Source organism: Acidovorax soli, assembly GCF_014207955.1.
GTDB classification, from domain to species: domain Bacteria; phylum Pseudomonadota; class Gammaproteobacteria; order Burkholderiales; family Burkholderiaceae_C; genus Acidovorax; species Acidovorax soli_A.
Window position 1 is genome coordinate 302,934 of the sequence record NZ_JACHLK010000002.1, and the last position, 17,932, is coordinate 320,865.

The window sequence follows — 17,932 nt, forward strand, 5'->3', positions numbered from 1 at the left end:
GTGATGGCCGCTAGCTCTATGGTTTTCAGTTCCTGGCAGTTCATTCTGGTCTACCTGCCCATCGTGGTGCTCATCTACTTCTTGATGAATCACCTGCGCTGGATCACTGCTGGAAAGGCTTGGCTCGTTGTAGCAAGCCTGTTTTTCTACTCGTACTGGGATACCAAGCACCTGCCGTTGATCCTGGGTTCCATTTTCGTGAACTTCGCGATTGGCACGTATCTGGCCAAGTCGCATGGCCCCCTCCCTGGCGATACGGGCAGGCTGAACCATGGAATCAGCAGAAAAATGGTGCTGGCCGCAGGCATTGCCGCCAACCTGGTGCTGCTCGGGTACTACAAATACACCAATTTTCTGTTGGACAACGTGAATGCCCTGTTGGGCACGGCGCACACCGTGCCCCAGATCGTGCTGCCGCTGGCGATCAGCTTTTTCACTTTCACGCAAATCGTGTATTTGGTGGACAGCTATCGCGGGGAAACCGCGAAATACGGAATTCTGAATTATTCGCTGTTTGTGACGTTTTTCCCGCACCTCATTGCGGGACCCATTGTGCACCACCAGCAGATCATGCCCCAGTTCGACTCGCGCTGGACGCTCATGCTGAGAAAGTCGAACCTCCTCAAGGGCTTGTTCATTTTTGGCATCGGTCTTTTCAAGAAGGTGGTCATTGCCGACAACTTCGCCGTGTGGGCCGATGCCGGGTTCGATGGCGGCCAGAGTCTTGGGTTCTTTGCAGCATGGGCAACCAGCCTGGCCTACACCTTTCAGCTGTACTTCGACTTCAGCGGGTACTGTGACATGGCGATCGGCGCTTCGTTGCTGTTCAATATTTCGTTGCCGATCAATTTCAATTCACCCTACAAGGCGCTGAACATCCAGGATTTCTGGCGACGTTGGCACATCACCCTCAGCAGTTTTCTGCGGGATTATCTGTATATCCCTCTGGGGGGCAACCGGTCCTCGGAGTACCAAACCTACCTCAATATTTTCATCACCTTTGTGCTGGGGGGGCTGTGGCATGGCGCGACCTGGATGTTTGTCATCTGGGGCGCCATGCACGGGGCTGCGCTGGGAGTGCACCGGCTCTGGAAGAAGTGGGGGCGCCCGATGCCCGCAGCCTTGGCATGGCTGCTCACCTTTGTGTTTGTGAATGTTGCGTGGGTTTTCTTTCGTGCAAAGACCCTGGAGGATGCGGCCCGCGTGCTGCACGGCATGGTGGATTTCCGCTCTATCGCCGGAACCTCCCTGCCATCCGCACCCACGTCTGATTTTGCCTGGGGGGGCTGGCTGTCCGATGTGTTGCTGCAATACCTTCCCGTGGGGCTTGTCGGACACGTGCCTGCATACCTTGCCATTGCGTTCGCTTTTATTGTCGTCCGTCAGAAGAATTCCATCGAAATAGCGAGTGCATCATTGGGGAGTGCCAAGCTTGTTTGCGGAGTGGTGATTTTTTCTCTGGCAATGTACGCCATGCTTGCAACGACAAGTTCGGTGTTTTTGTACTTCAATTTCTAATAAAAATGAACATGAGGCATCGGGCTGTTCTTTTCCTGGTTGCGCTGTTGGCGAGCTTGTTGATCGTGCCGATGGTCAATATTTCTCGCGTGAAAAATATCGAATCCATCAAATGGGAGAAATCATTTTTCTTCAACATGGACTTCGCATCGAAATTTGCGGCGAAGTTGCTGTACCCGGTGGGGATAAGCACCAATCCCAGACGGGTCGTCATTGGCCACGACGGCTGGCTTTTTCTGGGGGATGAGTTTGAGTCCACGCTGTCAGCATCCCGGCATCCACCTGCACCGGGGGATGTGGAGCTGGCCAAGCAGATTGGTGTGGCGGCGGCTGCCTGGGACACGTACCTGGCCAGCAAAGGGGTTCAACTCTTTCGGGTCATGATCGGTCCCAACAAGGGAAGCATTTACCCCGAACATCTGCCCCATTGGGCGCAGCCGGCATCACCCAACGCCACCGACGCGCTGTTTGCCGGGACGGGCAACGTTCTCTATGTCGATCTTCGAGCCCCCCTGTTGGAGGCCAAGGCGCACCAGCAAGCCGATCTGTACTTCAAAACGGACACCCATTGGAATGATCTTGGTTCTGCAACGGCATTCCGTGCCTTTGGGCAGCAGGTCGCAGCCGCGGCACCAGAGCTCCGCTGGCCATCGAGTGAGGTGTATCGCTTGAAATCCACCCATCCGGTCGGAGGAAAAGACCTGGCGAATTTTCTTCGGCTGTCGGAACATCTGTCCGATACCAGAGTGGCTATCCATGCCGAGGATCTGCCCCTGAAGACCACCCAGTTGGACTTTGACACCCACAAAGTCCTGCATACGGGAGGTCACCTGCCCACGGTACCGCCGAGGAAGCCGGTTCTTGTTCAATCCAGCAATGCCTTGAACCACAAGAAGGTGCTGTGGCTGAGGGATTCGTTTGGCGACTCGATGTCGTTGCTGATGGAGGCCACATTCAGTGACGTGCTCCAATTGCATTGGCATGAGGCCATCAAGCCCGATGGGCGCCTGGCCCAATTGGTCGAAAGCTGGAGGCCTGACTACGTCTTTTTCACGGTGGTGGAACGGGATGCGAGAAACGGATGGTTCACCGTTCCTCCCCCTGCAGCGGGCCTGCACGAGGGTGCCGCGAAAAACGCCCAGGCCCGCTGAAATCAGGACGCCGACCTGCAGCCGCAGTCGCAATGGCCCTGTCCGCACTGCGGCACCCCGGGCCGCGTACCATGCCATGGAAATACGTCATTGCATGGAGACCTTCATGGCAGAGAAACTGCAAACCATCACCCTGGGCGGCGGTTGCTTCTGGTGCACCGAAGCGGTGTTCGACCGCGTTCGCGGCATCACCGATGTGGAAAGCGGCTACACCAACGGCCACACCATCCATCCCACCTACGAGCAGATCTGCGGGGGCGACACCGGCCATGCCGAGGTGGTGCGACTGACCTTCGACCCCGAGGAGATCGGCCTCGAAGAGATCCTGGAGATCTTCTTCCACACGCACGACCCGACCACGCTGAACCGCCAGGGCAACGACGTCGGCACCCAGTACCGCAGCGGCATCTACTACGAGGACCCGGCCCATGGCGAACTGGCCAATGCCATGGTGCGCCAGATGGGGCAGGACAAGCTGTTCGGCGCGCCGATCACCACCGAAATCAAGCCCTTGGCCAACTACAGCACGGCCGAGGACTACCACCAGGACTACTTTGCCAAGCACCCGGGGCAGGGCTACTGCGCTTTCGTGGTGGGCCCCAAGGTGGAGAAATTCCGCAAGACCTTCCGCAAGTACCTGAAGGAAGACTGATCCCGGGCTGCGGCCTGTGGCAGTCCGTGTTCCAGACCCGCCTTGACGGCGGGTTTTCTTCATCGTGGCGGCAAAAGGTGCCCGCCATGGTGGGTCTCTGTGCGAGGACAGCTGCCGCGCGCGGGCATAATGCAATCCAATTGCGTTACCGGCATCCAGCCGGAGCCATGCCGCCCATGCCCACCGCACGCTCTCCATCCTCTTCTTCCGTCGCCAGTTCCTGGACCTTGCCGGCCGGCATGCGCGCCACCAAGGCCACGCGGGCCCTGGCTGCGCTCTACGAGGCGCGGCCCGATGCAGCGCTGTCCGAATCCGAGGTGGAGGCTGCGCTGGCTGCGGCGGGTGCGCCCGTCAACAAGGTCACCGTCTACCGCATGCTGGACCGCTTTGCCGCGGCCGGCCTGCTGCACAAGCAGGTGGATGCCGCCAGGGTGACGCGCTTTGCGCTGGCTTCACAGGACGAGGACACTGCAGTGCCCCGCTTTGAGTGCGGCGACTGCCACCGCCAGTTCCGCCTGGCCCAGGGCTCGGCGCGCGTGCAGTCGGCCTTGAAGCAGGTGCTGGCAGCCCTGGCCACGGCGGGGCACGAAAGCCTGGCCGTGGATGTGGCCGTGCGCGGGCGCTGTGCGGGCTGCGCGCACCCGGCCGGGGGCGCGGCCGCATGATACGCACCCGGGGCCTTTCCTACCGCTATGCCGAGGGCAGCGAGCCGCTGCGCTTTCCCGACGTGGACCTGCGCCAGGGCGGCACCCTGCTGCTGCGCGGGCGCTCGGGCACGGGCAAGTCGACCTGGCTGGCGCTGATGGCGGGGTTGCGCTCGCCCGCAGGCGGCGACCTGTTCGTGGCCAGCACCCAACTGGGCACGCAGCGCGGCGCCGAGATCGATGCCTGGCGTGCGCGCTGCGTGGGTTTTCTACCGCAAAAGCTGCACCTGAGCAGCGCGCTCACCGTGGCCGACAACCTGGCCCTGGTGTACTTTGCGGCCGGCCAGCCGCGCGACGATGCCGCCATCGCCCGCGCGCTGGCCCAGGTGGGTGTGGCCGAGCTGGCCGGGCGCAGGCCGCACCAGCTCTCGGGCGGGCAGGCGCAGCGCGTGGCGCTGGCCCGCGCCGTGCTGCTGCAGCCGCAGATATTGCTGGCCGACGAGCCCACGGCCAGCCTGGATGACGAGGCCGCGGCCGATGCCCTGGCCCTGCTGCAGGCCAGCGCCGCCGCCTGCGACGCCAGCCTGGTGATCGCCACGCACGACCAGCGCGTGGTGCAGGCCCTGGCTGCCGTGCCGGGCCTGCAGCAACTCGATCTCAACGCCTGAAGTGAAACACCCCCTGAGTCGCTGCGCGCCTTCCCCCTCTCTCATATTGCTTCGCCATCTGGGAGGGGGACGCCCCCGGTGCGGCGGGGCGGCCCTTGCACGGGGGCACTGGCCTCCGCCGCGCCAGTTTCATGCACCGCGATTGGTGCGCGGCGCAATGGATAACTGATACCGATGGCCAAACTTTTTTCGCTCTCTTGGCGCTACCTGTGGGCGCGCCCCTTGGCCGCCGCGCTCAACCTGCTGGTGCTCACCCTGGGCCTGGCGGCCATCACGCTGGTGCTGCTGGTGGCCACGCAGCTGGACCGGGCATTCGAGCGCGACCTCGATGGCATCGACCTCGTGGTGGGCGCCAAGGGCAGCCCGCTGCAGCTGATCCTGGCGGGGGTGTTCCACATCGATGTGCCCACGGGCAATATTCCGTTGCAGGAAGTGCAGGCGCTGCAGAAGAACCCGCTGGTGGCCCAGGTGATCCCGCTGAGCCTGGGCGACAGCTACCAGGGCTTTCGCATCGTGGGCACCACGCCCGACTACCTGGCGCTCTATGGCGCCAGCCTGGCGCATGGCCAGCCCTGGGCCCAGCCCATGGATGCGGTGGTGGGTGCCACCGTGGCGCGCGGCATTGCCCGGGAAGGCCATGCGGGCGCTGCGCTCGTGGGTGGCACCTTCATCGGCAGCCACGGCCTGGGCGGGGGAGGGCATGCGCACGGCGAGCACCCCTACCGTGTGGCCGGCGTGCTGGCGCCCTGCGGCTGCGTGCTCGACCGGCTGATCCTCACCTCCACCGAATCGGTCTGGATGGTGCACGAAACCGCCACGGCATCGGAGCCCGAGGACCTGGATGTGCTGAAGGAAGAGCGCGAGGTGACCGTCGCCCTGGTGCGCTACCGCACGCCCATGGCCGCCATCACCTTGCCGCGCCAGATCAATGCCGACACCTCCATGCAGGCGGCGGCCCCGGCCATCGAGGTCACGCGCCTGCTGCGCCTCCTGGGCGTGGGGGCCGATGTGCTGCGTGCCTTTGGCGGCGTGCTGCTGGGCGTGGCCGCGCTCAGCGTGTTCATCGCCCTGTGGAATGCCGTGCGCGAGCGCCGCACCGACCTGGCCATGCTGCGCATGCTGGGCGCCCCGCCGGGCCGCGTGGCCGGCCTGGTGCTGTGCGAGGCCTTGTGGCTGGCCGCCATGGCCTCCATCCTGGGCCTGCTGCTGGGCCATGGCCTGGCCCAGGTGCTGGGCTGGGTGCTGCAGGCGCAAGGGCTGTTGCCTGTGACCGGCCTGGTGTGGCTGCCGGCCGAGGCCGGCGTGCCGCTGATCGCGGGGGCCGTGGCCGCGTTTGCCGCGCTGCTGCCGGCCATGCAGGCCTACCGCACCGAAGTGGCTGATCTCTTGAGCCAGCCCTGATCCGATTACCAACTGCCCCTGAAAGGTTCACCATGAAGAAGCTGATCACCGCCCTGGCCATCGCGCCCCTGCTGCTGGCAGGCGCCTTCGCCCACGCCCAGGGCGCGCACACCGACAAGGAAACCAAGGCCGATGTGGAGCGCCACCGCGCCATGGCCGCTGCGCACGAGGCAGCGGCCAAGTGCCTGGAAGCGGGCAAGGGCCATGACCAGTGCCAGAAGGAACTTCAGGTGGCTTGCAAGGGTCTGGCCATCGGCAAGTTCTGCGGCATGCGCCACGTGCATTGACTCCCCCTGAGTCGCTTCGCGCCATCCCCCTGAGGGGGACGCCCCCAGCGCGGCGGGGCGGCCCTTGCGCGGGGGCGCTGGCTCTGGCCGCGCCAGTTTTGCAGGACTTGGCGGCCAGAGAGCCTCAACTGTAAGAAAATACCGCCAGCCCTGTTACGAAGGACTTTGCATGCACCACCATTCCTCACCCCGTTCCCTGCCAGCCCGTGCTGCCGCGCTGGTGCTGGCCTGCGCCCTGGCCGGGGCGGCTGGCGTGCATGCCGAAAGCAAGCCCGCGGCCACGGCCGGCGCGCCTTTCAACGCGCCGGTGCTCAGCTCGCCCATGCCGGGCACGGCGCCCACGGGCTCGGGCGCGGGCTACCACAGCCCCAACAGCCCCATCGCGCCACTGCCGCAGCGCAATGACGTGGTGCCCTGGTCGGTGCTCAGCGACCTGACCAAGAAGACCACCAAGGATGGCATCCTGCCCGTGTTCAACGCCCAGCAGCAGGGCATGGACAAGACCGTGCAGCGCATCCAGGGCTTCATGATGCCGCTCGATGCCAAGGCCACGCAGACGCACTTTCTGCTCACCTCGGTGCCGCTGACCTGCTCGTTCTGCATTCCCGGCGGGCCCGAGAGCATGGTCGAGGTCAAGGCCAAGACGCCCGTGCGCTACTCGCTCGAACCCGTGGTGGTCGAAGGCCGCTTCACCGTGCTGAACAACGACCCCTATGGCCTGTACTACCGCGTGGTCGAAGCCGTGCCGGTGAAGTAAGCCCACCATCCTCCCGTGAACCGCTCGCGCACTCCGCTGATGGCCTTGCCGGCCGTCTCCACCCGCATGGGGCACCCAGCCCCACAGGCGGGTGCGCGTGCATGGGCTGCGCGGCTGGCCCTGGTCTGGCTCGTGCTGGCCCTGGCCTGGGTGCCCACGGTCGGCCGCCTGCACCAGATCGCCCATGCACAGCCGCTGGCGCAGATCCATGCGGGGCATGGTGCGCTGGTGGCAGCGGAGCAGGGTGCAGCCCATGGCGCATCGGCTGGCTTCCTGTCGAGCCACAGCCTGGTCGACTGCCTTTTGCTCGACCAGCTTGCCCTGGGCGACGCCCTGCACAGCGCCTCTGTGGTGCTGTTGCCCCATGCGCCGGCCCCTGCGCCGGTGGCCTCGCATGCCCATGGCGTGCAGGCGCGCTCTGCGGCGCTGTTCCAGGCGCGCGCCCCGCCGCCTGCGCTGCGCGCCTGACAGCCTTTTCTCTCCCCGCATGGGCCACCGGGCCCGCAGGGCAGGGTCTGGCCCCTCCGTGCGCGCTGCTGCTGCCCCTGTTCCCCTGAATCCACTGCGGTAGGCGCCTGTTCGCCAGGCGGCTGCTGGCATGCCCGTTTTCTTTTTCCTTGATTCATGCCCCGCGGCATGAAGGCCTGCGCCCGTGACCGGCCGCTGCCTCGCTGCGCGCACGCTTTTGCACTGAATACCATGACGACACCTTCGCTCCACTCCACCTCCCGCCGTCCTGCCCTTCACCTCACCTTGCACCCTGTGGCCCTGGCAGCCATGCTGGCCCTGTCAGCCGGCAGCAGCCTGGCCCAGACAGCCGTGCCCGACGCGGCGGCCAATGCCCCCAGCCTGCCGTCGGTCACGGTGTCCACCAGCGGCCTGCAACTGGGTGTCAATGAAATGACCACGCCCGTGAGCGTGCTCGAAGGCGATGACCTCGTGCGCCGCCGCGAGGCCACGCTGGGCGAGACGCTGAACAGCGAGCCGGGCATCACCAGCAGCCACTTCGGCGCAGGCGCCAGCCGCCCCATCATCCGCGGCATGGACGGCCCGCGCGTCAAGGTGCTGTCCGATGGCGCCGAGCTGCACGATGCCTCCACCATCAGCCCCGACCATGCCGTGGTGTCCGAGCCCCTGCTGGCCACCCAGATCGAGGTGCTGCGCGGTCCTTCGGCCCTGGTGCATGGCAACGGCGCCGTGGGCGGCGTGGTCAATGTGCTCGATGGCAAGATTCCCACCGCCGTCCCCGAAAAGGGCTACGAAGGCAGCGCCGAGCTGCGTGCCAACAGCGGCGCGCGCGAAGGGGCCGGGGCGTTCTCGCTGACCGGCGGCGCCGGCAACCTGGCCGTGCATGTGGAAGGCGTGTCGCGCGATGCCAGCGACTACCGCGTGGGCAAGGGCTGGGCCCCCAACGGCGAGCCGGCGCGCAAGGTGCTGGGCAGCTTCAACCGCACCGACACGGGCAGCGTAGGCCTGTCGTGGGTGGGCGAGCGCGGCTACCTGGGCGCCGCCTATACACGCCAGACGGCGCGTTACGGCCTGCCGGGCCACAACCACAGCTTCGAGGGCTGCCACACCCATGGCGACCACCTGCACTGCGGCGCACACGGCGACGATGACGGGCACGACCATGACCACGGCGCCGAGGCGGGCGACGTGCCGGTGGTGGACCTGCGCAGCGAGCGCTTCGATGTGCGCGGCGAGCTGCGCAACCCGTTCGCCGGCTTCTCGGCCCTGCGCCTGCGTGCCGGCGTGACCGACTACCAACACGACGAAGTGGAAGACGGTGCCATCAGCACCACCTTCAAGAACAAGGCCTACGACACGCGCGTGGAGCTGCAACACGAACCCATCGCCGGCTTCAAGGGCGTGTTCGGCCTGCAGACCTCGCAGCGCAAGTTCAGCGCCGAGGGCGAGGAAGCCTATGTACAGCCCACCGTCACGCGCAAGACCGGCCTGTTCCTGCTGGAGGAATACCGCATGGGCGACTGGCGCTTCGAAGGCGCGCTGCGCCACGACCGCCAGACCGCCGAGGCGCAGGACTCGCGCATCGAGCGCAGCCACAACGGCACCTCGGCATCGCTGGGCGCGGTGTGGCAGTTCACGCCAGGCTATTCGCTCGGTGCCTCGCTCACGCGCGCCAGCCGCGCGCCCTCGGCCGAGGAGCTGTACGCCAACGGCCTGCACATGGCCACCAGCACTTATGAGCGCGGCAACGCCGACCTGCGGTCCGAGACCTCGCAGAACATCGACCTGAGCCTGCGCAAGACCAGCGGCGACACCACCTTCAGCGCCAGCGTGTTCCGCAACCGCGTGAACAACTACATCTATGGCCGCACGCTCGACGCGGTGGACGGTTTGCAACTGCTGCAGTACGCCCAGGCCGACGCCACCTTCACCGGCATCGAAGGCCAGGTGCGCCAGCGCATCACGCGCAACCTGGGTGTCACGCTGTTCGGCGACACGGTGCGTGCCCGCCTGGCCGGCGGCGGCCTGCTGCCACGCATTCCCGCCACGCGCGCCGGTGTGCGCCTGGATGCCAACTGGAACGCCTGGGAGGGCCAGGTCGAGTGGGTGCAGGTGGCCCGCCAGAACCGCGTGGCCGAATTCGAATCGGCCACGCCCGGCTACGGCATGCTCAACCTGGGCGTGAGCTACAGCGGCAAATACAACGGCGAGACGCCCTGGCAGGTCTACCTCAAGGCCAACAACCTGACGGACCGCCTGGCCTATGCCCACACCTCGTTCATCAAGAACGCGGCGCCGCTGATGGGGCGCAATATCACGCTGGGCATGAAGGTCTCCTTCTGACGGCGCGGCGGGTTCAGAACCGGTCGCAGCGGTAGGGCGCCAGGTCGATGGCTGGCGGCAGCCCGTCCAACTGGTCGCATACCAGCTGGGCGCTGCCGCTGGCCATGGTCCACCCCATGGCGCCGTGCCCGCAGTTGAAGAACAGGTTGGCATGCCGGCTGCTGCGGCCCAGGATGGGCAGGCCGTCCGGCGTCATGGGGCGCTGGCCGGTCCAGTGCCGGGGCTGCAGCGTGGTGGCAGGGGCATAGATCGACGCCGCAAACCGCTCCAGCGCCGCCCTGCGACGGCGCACCAGTGCCTGGCTGCGCGGGATGCCGATGTCGGCAAAGCCGGTAAAGCGCACCGCCTTGCCGAACGATGCCCACGCGATCTTGTGCTGCAGGGAGACGGCCCCCATGCGGGGCTGCAGGCCCAGGGTGTCATCGTGCGCATAGGTGACCGAGTACCCAGTCACCGGGTATATCGGCAGCCGGTAGCCCAAGGGCCGTGACAGGGTGGCCGCACCGAGACCTCCGGCCATGACCACGGCATCGCAGGCCCAGAAGGTCTGGGCGGTGCGGATGCCCGTTACGCGGCTGTTCTTCATCTGCAGGCCCTGGACCTGCTGTCCGAAATGGAACTGGGCCCCCAGGGCCTGTGCTGATTGGGCGGCCCGCTCGGTGAAAGTGCGCGCGTTGCCGGTCGCATCGGTGCGGCACAGGATGCCCGCGCCAAAGCGCTGCACCGCGGGCGCCAGCAGCGGCTCTGCCCGGACAATGCCGGCGCTGTCCAGCGCTTCGTAGGGTTCGCGCGCCAGGTCCAGCAAGGCCAATTCCTGCGCATCGCTGGCCTGTCCGGGCGCGAGCAGGTACACGATACCTGCGGCGGCATGCCCGTAGTCTGCCGCCGCCACTTCCCGTTGGTTCACCTGCAGCGTGCGCGAGTACGCCGACAGCGCCACCGACGCCGCCGAATTGCGCCGCCAGCGCGCAGCGGTGCATTCCCGCAGAAAGCGCAGGCCCCAGGGCCACAACGCCGGGTCGCTCCAGCGCGCAATGCCCATGGCATCGTCCGTGCCGGCCACCACACCGCCGAGTGCGTGCAGCACACCGGGCGATGCCCAGCTGAAGCTGTGGCCCGGCGAGATCAGTCCTGCATTGGCAAAGCTGGCGCCCTGGGCTGGTGCGTTCGCCGCCTCCAGCACGGTCACCTCGTGGCCTCGGGTGGCCAGTTGCAGGGCCGTCGTGGTGCCCACGACGCCTGCACCGATCACTGCAACGCGCATGGTGCACCTCCCGCTACGGGGTCTGCCGCGGGGGCGGTGTGGTGGCGCAAAGGCCGGCGCAGGGGCTGAGAGGCTGGCATGGCATGGTTCGGTGAAAATTCGTATTTGCAATTTTATTTGCAAATATGCAAATTTGAAAGATCAGGACTTCTGGCCCCGCTGGTAGGATCGAAGCAGCCGTTCTCCGCCACGCCGCGGCCCCCATGCAAGCGATCACAACGCCACCTTCAGAACCCGCCCTCGACCGCGAGACGCTCAGTGCGCGCGTGCGTGCCGCGCGGCACGACAAGCGCATGACCCTGGTGCAGGTGGCGCAAGCCGCAGGCATCTCGGCTGCCACCGTTTCGCGCGTGGAGCGCGGCCAGATGTCGCTGACCTATGAAAAACTCACCGCGCTGGCGCGTGCCCTGGGCATCGAGCTGTCCAGCCTGCTGGCCGGCAGCGGGGCCACGGGGAGCAGCAGCAGCGCAGGGCCGTCGCTCACGCGGGCCGGGCAGGGGGTCAGCTACCGCTCGGACGCCTACCTCTACACCTGGCTCAACGCCGATCTTGCGCGCAAGCGCATGACGCCGACCCGCATGGTCGTCTATGCGCGCACGGTGCAGGAGTCACCCGGATACTCCCGCCACGCAGGAGAGGAGTTTCTGTTCGTGCTCTCCGGGGCGCTGCAGGTGCACTTCGAGACCGGCGAGGCCATCGACGTGGCCCAGGGCGACTGCCTGTACTTCGACAGCCGCGTTGGCCACTTCTTCCTGTCCTCCGGCGAGGGCAATGCGGAGATCATCGGGGCCATCAGCGAGACGGGCTGATGTTGGTTTACACGAAACGTATATGTTTCGTATAATTCAACCCATGGGCATCGTCAAAATTTCCGACCAAATGCACGAGAACCTGCGCATCGCCAGCAATGCGCTGTCTCGTTCCATCAACTCCCAGGCCGAGCACTGGATGCGCGTGGGCATGCTCGCCGAGCTGCACCCCGAGCTCAGCCACAGCCAGATCTGCCAGCTGCTGATCCGCGCCGAGCAGGCAGGTGGGTTCGATCTGGCCGCACTCGCGCAGGCACTGCCGTCTGCCGCTGGCGGCAGTGGTGCCGGGGACAAACCCAGCCTCCAGGTCAGGCGGGTGCAGTGATGGGGGCCCGGCATCCCCAGGTCATCATCAAGACGCCGGCCGAAATCGCCCAGTCGCGCATTGCCGCCCAATTGGCAGCGCGGGTGCTGCAGATGATCGGCCCCTACGTGCAGCCCGGTGTTTCCACCGAAGAGCTGGACGACCGCTGCCGCGAGTTCATCGTGAACGAGCTGCAGGCCACCCCGGCCAACATCGGCTACCACGGCTACACCAAGACGCTGTGCACCTCCGTCAACCACGTGGTCTGCCATGGCATCCCGGCGGCAGACAAGGTGCTGAAAAAGGGTGACATCATCAACATCGACGTGGCCGTCATCAAGGATGGCTGGTTCGGCGACACCAGCCGCATGTACTACGTGGGCGAACCCAGCCGCCTGGCGCGCCGCCTGGTGGAGACCACCTACGAAGCCATGTGCGCCGGCATCCGCCAGGTGCGGCCCGGTGCCACGCTGGGCGACGTGGGCCACGCCATCCAGAGCGTGGCCGAGCGCGAGCGCTTCAGCATCGTGCGCGACTACTGCGGCCACGGTATCGGGCAGATCTACCACGAGGACCTGCAGGTGCTGCACTACGGCCAGCGCGGCCAGGGCATCACGCTCGAAGAGGGCATGGTCTTCACCATCGAGCCCATGGTCAACGTGGGCCGGCGCGAGACGCGCGAGCTGGCCGACGGCTGGACCGTGGTGACCCGTGACCATTCGCTCTCGGCCCAGTGGGAGCACATGGTGGCCGTCACGGCCGATGGCTTCGAGGTGCTCACGGCCTGGCCCGAGGGCACGGGCAGTTACCCGGCCATCGGCTAGGTTCAAAGCTCCGCAGCCAGGCTGGCAAGCAGGCCGCGCAGCCATTGCTGCGCAGGGTGCCCATCGGTGCGCCGGTGCCATACCAGGTGAAAGACGATGGGCGCAAGCGCTACGGGCGGCGCCAGCACTTGCAGTTGCAGCGGCTCGGTGCCATGCAAGGCCACACGCCGCAGCAGCGTGGCCGCCATGTCGGTGCGCGCCACCAGGGCGGGGGCCGCGAACAGCTGTGGCAAGGTCACGGCCAGGTGCCGGCGCTGGCCGAGCCGGGCCAGGGCTTCGTCCACCAGGCCATGGCGGTCCCCCTCGGGCGAGACCAGCACATGCGACAGTGCCAGGTAGGCATCCAGGTCCAGCCCCTGGCGTGCCGCTGGGTGGCCCTGCCGCACGATGGTCACGAACTCGTCCTGCAGCAGGGGGCGGGTGAGGATGCGGCCATCGGCCAGCGTGGGCGGCACGCCCACCGCCGCATCGATGGTGCCGGCATCGAGCAGGTCCACCGCGCTGTCGCGCGCGCTGAAGGCATGCACATTCAATGAAGCACCCGGCGCCTGCCGCCGCAAGGCCTCGGCCAGGGCCGGCAGCAGCACCAGGGCCGGGTAGTCGTACAGGCCCAGGTTGAAGCTGAAGGCCGCCGTGGCCGCGTCGAACTGCGGCCGCGGCACCACGGCGGCCTCGATCTGCCGGAGGGCCTGTGCGATGGGCCCGGCCAGGTCGCGCGCGCGCTGGGTCGGCAGCAGGCCTTCGGCGCTGCGCAGGAACAGCGGGTCGGCGAACAGCGTGCGCAGGCGCGACAGCGCGGCGCTCATGGCCGGCTGGCTCACCCCCATGCGCACGGCGGCGCGGGTGACATTGCGCTCGTCCATCAGCGCGTCAAAGGCGGCCAACAGGTTCAGGTCGATGCCGTGAAAATCCATAAATCAGATATTCACTCATATCTGCCATTTGTTGGACAGATTTTAGGTTGCTTTCCAGAATCACGTCATCGCTTTTCACACACCTCTAGAGGACTCGACGATGACCGATTCACCAGAACAGAAGCAGCTGCGCCGCGAGCGCCAAGCCGTGGAGACGCTGTACCGCGCCTTCAGCGACAAGAACCCCGACCTCATGGACCAGGCCGTCACGCCCGACTGGGACGACATTCCGCTGGCGCCCGGCCAGGGCCCGGGCCCTGAGGGGCTCAAGCCCATCATCCGGGGATTCATCGAGGCCATGCCCGATGTGCAGATCACCATCCACGACGTGCTCCAGGTCCCCGGCCGCCTGGCCGTGCGCGCCGAGATCACGGGCACCCACGAGGGCACGTTGTTCGGCATCCCCGCCACGGGCAAGCAGCTGAGCATTCCCATCCATGAATTCCACCAACTGCGCGGCGACCGCATCGAGCGCACCTGGCACCTGGAGGATTGGTTCGGCGCCTTTGTGCAAATGGGCAGCTTTCCACCCGCACCTGCACCTGCATCGGAGGCCGCATGAAAGCACTGCGCATCCACGGGTTCAGCACCCCTGATCTTGCTGTGCTGGAAGACATCGCAGTGCCGCTGCCACCTGTGGCAGGGCAGGTGGCCGTGCGCATCGAGGCGGCCAGCATCAACCCGCTGGACCTCAAGATCCTGTCCGGCGCCATGCAAGCGGTGTTCCCGATCCGCCTGCCCTACACCCTGGGCACCGACTTCGCCGGCGTGGTGCAGGCAGTCGGCCCGCAGGCGGCGGGTTTCCGGCCCGGCGACCGCGTGGCAGGCCGCCTGGAACCGACCGCAGGCGGGGCCTTGGCACAGGCTGCGTTGGTGCCGGCAACGGCGCTGAGCCTGCTGCCCGAAGGGGTGGCCTTCGAGCAGGCGGCAGCGTTGCCCACGGCCGCAGGCACCGCCTGGCTGGCCTTGTTCGGTGTGGGCCGGCTCCAGGCGGGACAGCGGGTGCTGGTGCATGCCGGCGCAGGCGGCGTGGGCAGCTTTGCCGTGCAACTGGTGCGCCAGGCGGGGGCGCAGGTGATCGCCACCGCCTCGCCCGAGAAGCACGCACTGGTGGCCCAGTTGGGCGCACACAGCGTGCTTGACTACCGTACGGAGGGTCTCGAACACGGCGCCAGAGACCTGGATCTGGTGATCGACACCGTGGGCGGACAGGCCACGGAGCGCTCCTGGCCGCTGCTCCGGCCTGGCGGCAGGCTGGTGTCGGTGGTGGACCATGCCATCCAGGGGCAGGGTGGGGTGCAGGGCGCCTTTGCCTTCTTCCAGCACGATGCGCGGGTGCTCGACGGGATCGTCGCACGCCTGGCTGCGGGGCAACTGCAGGCCGTGCTGGACAGCGTCCATCCGCTGGAAGCGGCCGGCGCAGCGCTCGCGCACCTGGCACGCGGCCATGCGCGGGGCAAGGTGGTCGTGCAGATGCCCCGCTGAGGGTGCCGGGGGGCTGGTCAGCGCGCTGCCTGCATCTGCTCGAACTGCTCGACCGGCATGGGGCGGGCAAAGGCAAAACCCTGCAGCACATCGCAACCGGCGTCCACCAGGTAGTCGGCCTGCTCGCGCGTCTCCACGCCCTCGGCCGTCACGGCCAGCCCGAGGCCGTGGGAGAGGGCGATGATGGCGTTGACGATCATGCGGCTGTGCTCCTGCCCGGGCAGGTCGCGGATGAAGCTGCGGTCGATCTTCAGGCGCTTCATGGGCAGGCGCCGCAGGTAGGCCAGCGACGAGTAGCCGGTGCCAAAGTCGTCGATGGCCAGGTGCACGCCCAACTGGCTCAGGCGGTGCAGGGTGCTGGCACAGGCATCCATGTTCTCCATGAGCACGGTTTCGGTGAGCTCGATCTCCAGCAGGTGGGCCGGCAGGCCTTCCTCGCGCAGTATGTCCATCACCCGTTCCAGGAACTGCGGGTCGCCCAGCTGCCGTGCCGAGACATTGACCGCCACGCGCAGAGGACCCTCTGCCCGGGCCTGCCAGCGGGCCGCGTCGCGGCATGCCGTGCGCACCACCCAGTAGCCCAGGTGCACGATCAGCCCGCATTCCTCCGCGACCATCACCGCCTCCAGCGGCGGGATGGCGCCCAGCCGGGCATGGGTCCAGCGCAGCAGCGCTTCGGCGCCCATCATGCGGCGGTCCGTGGCCGAGAACACCGGCTGGTAGTGCAGGGCCAGGCCCTCGCCGTCTTCCAGCACCTGGCGCAGGGCCTGCTCGATGGCATGCCGGCGCACCGCTGCGAGGTTCATGGACACGTCGAAGCGCTCGCAGCGGTTCTTGCCCAGGTCCTTGGCGCGGTACATGGCCGTATCGGCGCTGATGATGAGGGCGTCCCTGTCCTGCGCATCCCCCGGGTAGGTGGCAATGCCTGCGCTGCAGGTCACCATGACCTCCTGGTCCGACTCGACGAAACCCTTCTCGAACACGGCGACGATCCGGTCCCCATAGCTGCCGAGTGCGGCTTCGTCCATGTCCAGCCGCAGGATGACGGAGAACTCGTCGCCCCCCATGCGGCAGATGTCATCGCCCGCCCGCACCACCGATTGCAGGCGCTGCGCCACCTGGCGCAGCAAGCCGTCGCCCGCGGCATGGCCGAAGGTGTCGTTCAAGGTCTTGAAGTTGTCCAGGTCGATATAGACCAGCGCCAGCTTGCTGCCCAGCGTGGCGGCCCGTGCGATTTCGTGGGCCAGCCGTTCATTGAAATAGTGCCGGTTGCCGACGCCCGTGACGGCGTCCTGGTGGGCCAGCACCTGCAGGCGGCGTTCCGCTTCGCTGACGGCCGCGCGGCTGCGCAGCACCAGGGCGGTGGCCAGCGCCATGGTGCCTCCTGCGATCAGCAGCGCACCGCCGAATCGGATGACCAGGTGGGTGTAGACCTCGGCCATCGACTTGCGCAGGTAGATGCTGCCCGAACTCTTGCCCCGGAATTTCACGGGCTTGGCCATTTCCAGCAGCGACAGGCCCTGGTATTCGAAATCCCCGTTGCCCCCGCCCGGCAGTGTGCCGGGTGCCACCTGGTCGCCATCGCGCTGGTACGAGGCGAACAGCACGCCCTGGGCATCGTAGATGGCCGCCATCAGCACCATGGGCGAGGCCTTGAGGGCGCCCAGGATCTCTTCCGTCGTGTGCGCGTCGCGGAACATCACAGCCGTGGACACGTTGTCGGCAACGATGGCGGCCTCCACCCGGCTGTCGGCGAGCATGGCCTTGCGGCTGCTCCAGTAGTCGAAGGCCGTCAGGGCCAGCACCATGGTCAGCAGGGCCAGCCCGGTGGCGAGCAGGCCGGTCGCCACCACCTGCGATGACAGCTGCTCGGAGTTGGTGCTGGCCGGGCTCTCGGGCGTCATCGGGCCCCCCTGGACAGGCGCATCAGGCGCGAGCTGACCGACAGCCCCGCCTTGCCGATGGCATCGGCATTGATGTCAAAGACGATGCGGTCGCCCTCGCGGTACAGGGCGATCATGATCTCCGGCGGGGCGGCCGCCGCATCGTCGGCAATGGTCAGCACGGCCGTCTTGCCCGGCAAGGCGCGCAGGGCGCGCAGGGCGCGGTCGGTGTCGGCACCGCTGAGCACCAGCACGCGGCAGTCGCTCAGTTCGTTGGCTTCCCAGAGCCGGATGCGGATGGGGTTGTCCTTGCGCGCAGGCCGCCCCTCCAGTGCCAGCAGGTTGCGCTTGAGGGGGCTGAAGGGGGAGACACAGATGGTCCAGTCGGTGCCGGCGCGGCCATCGCCCTGGGGCCATTCGACAAACTGGATGAAGTTGAAGACATAGGCCGCCTTCAGTTCATTTTCACCCACCCGCTCCTGCGCACCGGCGCCGGGGTCGCACGCGAGCACGCACAGGCCCACCAGGAGGGCTTGGTACAGGCGGTGCAGGTGTGGCAT

19 protein-coding genes are annotated in these 17,932 nt (G+C 66.8%); 15 read left to right on the forward strand and 4 right to left on the reverse strand.

Annotated features, from left to right (window positions below; all coding sequences use genetic code 11):
• Positions 1-3 precede the first annotated feature (3 nt).
• From HNP48_RS05895 to HNP48_RS05940, 10 genes are all read left to right on the forward strand, one after another.
• Positions 4-1,518 carry an MBOAT family protein gene (locus HNP48_RS05895; protein ID WP_260420109.1) on the forward strand — a complete coding sequence of 505 codons (1,515 nt, stop codon included), beginning with the start codon at positions 4-6 and terminating at the stop codon, positions 1,516-1,518.
• 11 nt (positions 1,519-1,529) lie between these two features.
• Positions 1,530-2,669, forward strand: a complete 1,140-nt coding sequence (locus HNP48_RS05900; protein WP_184856507.1) for an alginate O-acetyltransferase AlgX-related protein — start codon at positions 1,530-1,532, stop codon at positions 2,667-2,669.
• 106 nt (positions 2,670-2,775) lie between these two features.
• Positions 2,776-3,321 carry a peptide-methionine (S)-S-oxide reductase MsrA gene (gene msrA / locus HNP48_RS05905; RefSeq protein WP_184855951.1) on the forward strand — a complete coding sequence of 182 codons (546 nt, stop codon included), beginning with the start codon at positions 2,776-2,778 and terminating at the stop codon, positions 3,319-3,321.
• Positions 3,322-3,560: 239 nt separating this feature from the next.
• Positions 3,561-3,986 (forward strand): transcriptional repressor, encoded by a 426-nt coding sequence (locus HNP48_RS05910; RefSeq protein WP_184856508.1) that lies wholly within the window; start codon positions 3,561-3,563, stop codon positions 3,984-3,986.
• A complete protein-coding gene (locus tag HNP48_RS05915) occupies positions 3,983-4,633 on the forward strand; it encodes an ABC transporter ATP-binding protein (protein ID WP_184855952.1) in 651 nt (216 codons plus the stop codon). Before HNP48_RS05910 ends, HNP48_RS05915 begins: the two co-directional genes overlap by 4 nt.
• Positions 4,634-4,807: 174 nt before the next feature.
• Positions 4,808-6,034 carry an ABC transporter permease gene (locus HNP48_RS05920; RefSeq protein ID WP_184855953.1) on the forward strand — a complete coding sequence of 409 codons (1,227 nt, stop codon included), beginning with the start codon at positions 4,808-4,810 and terminating at the stop codon, positions 6,032-6,034.
• 32 nt (positions 6,035-6,066) lie between these two features.
• Complete coding sequence (locus HNP48_RS05925; RefSeq protein ID WP_184855954.1) at positions 6,067-6,321, forward strand: hypothetical protein; 255 nt, start codon at positions 6,067-6,069, stop codon at positions 6,319-6,321.
• A 169-nt stretch (positions 6,322-6,490) separates the two neighbouring features.
• The gene (locus HNP48_RS05930; RefSeq protein WP_184855955.1) at positions 6,491-7,078 is read left to right on the forward strand and encodes a DUF3299 domain-containing protein; all 588 of its coding nucleotides are present in this window, start codon (positions 6,491-6,493) and stop codon (positions 7,076-7,078) included.
• Positions 7,079-7,093: 15 nt separating this feature from the next.
• Complete coding sequence (locus HNP48_RS05935; protein ID WP_184855956.1) at positions 7,094-7,546, forward strand: hypothetical protein; 453 nt, start codon at positions 7,094-7,096, stop codon at positions 7,544-7,546.
• A 231-nt stretch (positions 7,547-7,777) separates the two neighbouring features.
• Positions 7,778-9,889, forward strand: coding sequence for a TonB-dependent receptor domain-containing protein (locus HNP48_RS05940; RefSeq protein ID WP_409362534.1), 2,112 nt, complete (start codon positions 7,778-7,780; stop codon positions 9,887-9,889).
• A 13-nt stretch (positions 9,890-9,902) separates the two neighbouring features.
• Here the strand turns inward: HNP48_RS05940 and HNP48_RS05945 are convergent, their stop codons facing one another.
• Positions 9,903-11,153 (reverse strand): FAD-dependent oxidoreductase, encoded by a 1,251-nt coding sequence (locus HNP48_RS05945; RefSeq protein ID WP_184855957.1) that lies wholly within the window; start codon positions 11,151-11,153, stop codon positions 9,903-9,905.
• Between the two features lie 203 nt (positions 11,154-11,356).
• Here HNP48_RS05945 and HNP48_RS05950 point away from each other — a divergent pair, with 203 nt between their 5' ends.
• Genes HNP48_RS05950 through map form a run of 3 tightly spaced genes read left to right on the forward strand, consistent with a single transcriptional unit; the run spans position 11,357 to position 13,090 of the window.
• Positions 11,357-11,962, forward strand: a complete 606-nt coding sequence (locus HNP48_RS05950; protein ID WP_184855958.1) for a helix-turn-helix domain-containing protein — start codon at positions 11,357-11,359, stop codon at positions 11,960-11,962.
• A 43-nt stretch (positions 11,963-12,005) separates the two neighbouring features.
• The gene (locus tag HNP48_RS05955; RefSeq protein WP_184855959.1) at positions 12,006-12,287 is read left to right on the forward strand and encodes a ParD-like family protein; all 282 of its coding nucleotides are present in this window, start codon (positions 12,006-12,008) and stop codon (positions 12,285-12,287) included.
• Positions 12,287-13,090 (forward strand): type I methionyl aminopeptidase, encoded by an 804-nt coding sequence (gene map / locus HNP48_RS05960; RefSeq protein ID WP_184855960.1) that lies wholly within the window; start codon positions 12,287-12,289, stop codon positions 13,088-13,090. Before HNP48_RS05955 ends, map begins: the two co-directional genes overlap by 1 nt.
• A 2-nt stretch (positions 13,091-13,092) precedes the next feature.
• On the opposite strand, the gene HNP48_RS05965 is transcribed toward map, so the two are convergent.
• A complete protein-coding gene (locus tag HNP48_RS05965) occupies positions 13,093-14,004 on the reverse strand; it encodes a LysR family transcriptional regulator (protein WP_184855961.1) in 912 nt (303 codons plus the stop codon).
• A 100-nt stretch (positions 14,005-14,104) separates the two neighbouring features.
• Here HNP48_RS05965 and HNP48_RS05970 point away from each other — a divergent pair, with 100 nt between their 5' ends.
• Both HNP48_RS05970 and HNP48_RS05975 read left to right on the forward strand, forming a co-directional pair.
• Entirely contained in the window at positions 14,105-14,566 is a 462-nt protein-coding gene (locus tag HNP48_RS05970; protein WP_184855962.1) for an ester cyclase, read from the forward strand.
• Positions 14,563-15,489 (forward strand): NADP-dependent oxidoreductase, encoded by a 927-nt coding sequence (locus tag HNP48_RS05975; RefSeq protein ID WP_184855963.1) that lies wholly within the window; start codon positions 14,563-14,565, stop codon positions 15,487-15,489. Before HNP48_RS05970 ends, HNP48_RS05975 begins: the two co-directional genes overlap by 4 nt.
• Before the next feature lie 17 nt (positions 15,490-15,506).
• Here HNP48_RS05975 and HNP48_RS05980 read toward each other — a convergent pair whose 3' ends face one another.
• Complete coding sequence (locus HNP48_RS05980) at positions 15,507-17,393, reverse strand: bifunctional diguanylate cyclase/phosphodiesterase (RefSeq protein ID WP_184855964.1); 1,887 nt, start codon at positions 17,391-17,393, stop codon at positions 15,507-15,509.
• Complete coding sequence (locus HNP48_RS05985) at positions 17,390-17,932, reverse strand: YfiR family protein (RefSeq protein ID WP_184855965.1); 543 nt, start codon at positions 17,930-17,932, stop codon at positions 17,390-17,392. Before HNP48_RS05985 ends, HNP48_RS05980 begins: the two co-directional genes overlap by 4 nt.

Excerpts from the sequence above, each read along its gene's own strand:
- HNP48_RS05895 (WP_260420109.1), top strand. The coding sequence starts at position 4 with ATGGCCGCTAGCTCTATGGTTTTCAGTTCCTGGCAGTTCATTCTGGTC.
- HNP48_RS05900 (WP_184856507.1), top strand. The coding sequence starts at position 1,530 with ATGAGGCATCGGGCTGTTCTTTTCCTGGTTGCGCTGTTGGCGAGCTTG.
- msrA (WP_184855951.1), top strand. The coding sequence starts at position 2,776 with ATGGCAGAGAAACTGCAAACCATCACCCTGGGCGGCGGTTGCTTCTGG.
- HNP48_RS05910 (WP_184856508.1), top strand. The coding sequence starts at position 3,561 with ATGCGCGCCACCAAGGCCACGCGGGCCCTGGCTGCGCTCTACGAGGCG.
- HNP48_RS05915 (WP_184855952.1), top strand. The coding sequence starts at position 3,983 with ATGATACGCACCCGGGGCCTTTCCTACCGCTATGCCGAGGGCAGCGAG.
- HNP48_RS05920 (WP_184855953.1), top strand. The coding sequence starts at position 4,808 with ATGGCCAAACTTTTTTCGCTCTCTTGGCGCTACCTGTGGGCGCGCCCC.
- HNP48_RS05925 (WP_184855954.1), top strand. The coding sequence starts at position 6,067 with ATGAAGAAGCTGATCACCGCCCTGGCCATCGCGCCCCTGCTGCTGGCA.
- HNP48_RS05930 (WP_184855955.1), top strand. The coding sequence starts at position 6,491 with ATGCACCACCATTCCTCACCCCGTTCCCTGCCAGCCCGTGCTGCCGCG.
- HNP48_RS05940 (WP_409362534.1), top strand. The coding sequence starts at position 7,778 with ATGACGACACCTTCGCTCCACTCCACCTCCCGCCGTCCTGCCCTTCAC.
- HNP48_RS05945 (WP_184855957.1), bottom strand. The coding sequence starts at position 11,153 with ATGCGCGTTGCAGTGATCGGTGCAGGCGTCGTGGGCACCACGACGGCC.
- HNP48_RS05950 (WP_184855958.1), top strand. The coding sequence starts at position 11,357 with ATGCAAGCGATCACAACGCCACCTTCAGAACCCGCCCTCGACCGCGAG.
- HNP48_RS05955 (WP_184855959.1), top strand. The coding sequence starts at position 12,006 with ATGGGCATCGTCAAAATTTCCGACCAAATGCACGAGAACCTGCGCATC.
- map (WP_184855960.1), top strand. The coding sequence starts at position 12,287 with ATGGGGGCCCGGCATCCCCAGGTCATCATCAAGACGCCGGCCGAAATC.
- HNP48_RS05965 (WP_184855961.1), bottom strand. The coding sequence starts at position 14,004 with ATGGATTTTCACGGCATCGACCTGAACCTGTTGGCCGCCTTTGACGCG.
- HNP48_RS05970 (WP_184855962.1), top strand. The coding sequence starts at position 14,105 with ATGACCGATTCACCAGAACAGAAGCAGCTGCGCCGCGAGCGCCAAGCC.
- HNP48_RS05975 (WP_184855963.1), top strand. The coding sequence starts at position 14,563 with ATGAAAGCACTGCGCATCCACGGGTTCAGCACCCCTGATCTTGCTGTG.
- HNP48_RS05980 (WP_184855964.1), bottom strand. The coding sequence starts at position 17,393 with ATGACGCCCGAGAGCCCGGCCAGCACCAACTCCGAGCAGCTGTCATCG.
- HNP48_RS05985 (WP_184855965.1), bottom strand. The coding sequence starts at position 17,932 with ATGCCACACCTGCACCGCCTGTACCAAGCCCTCCTGGTGGGCCTGTGC.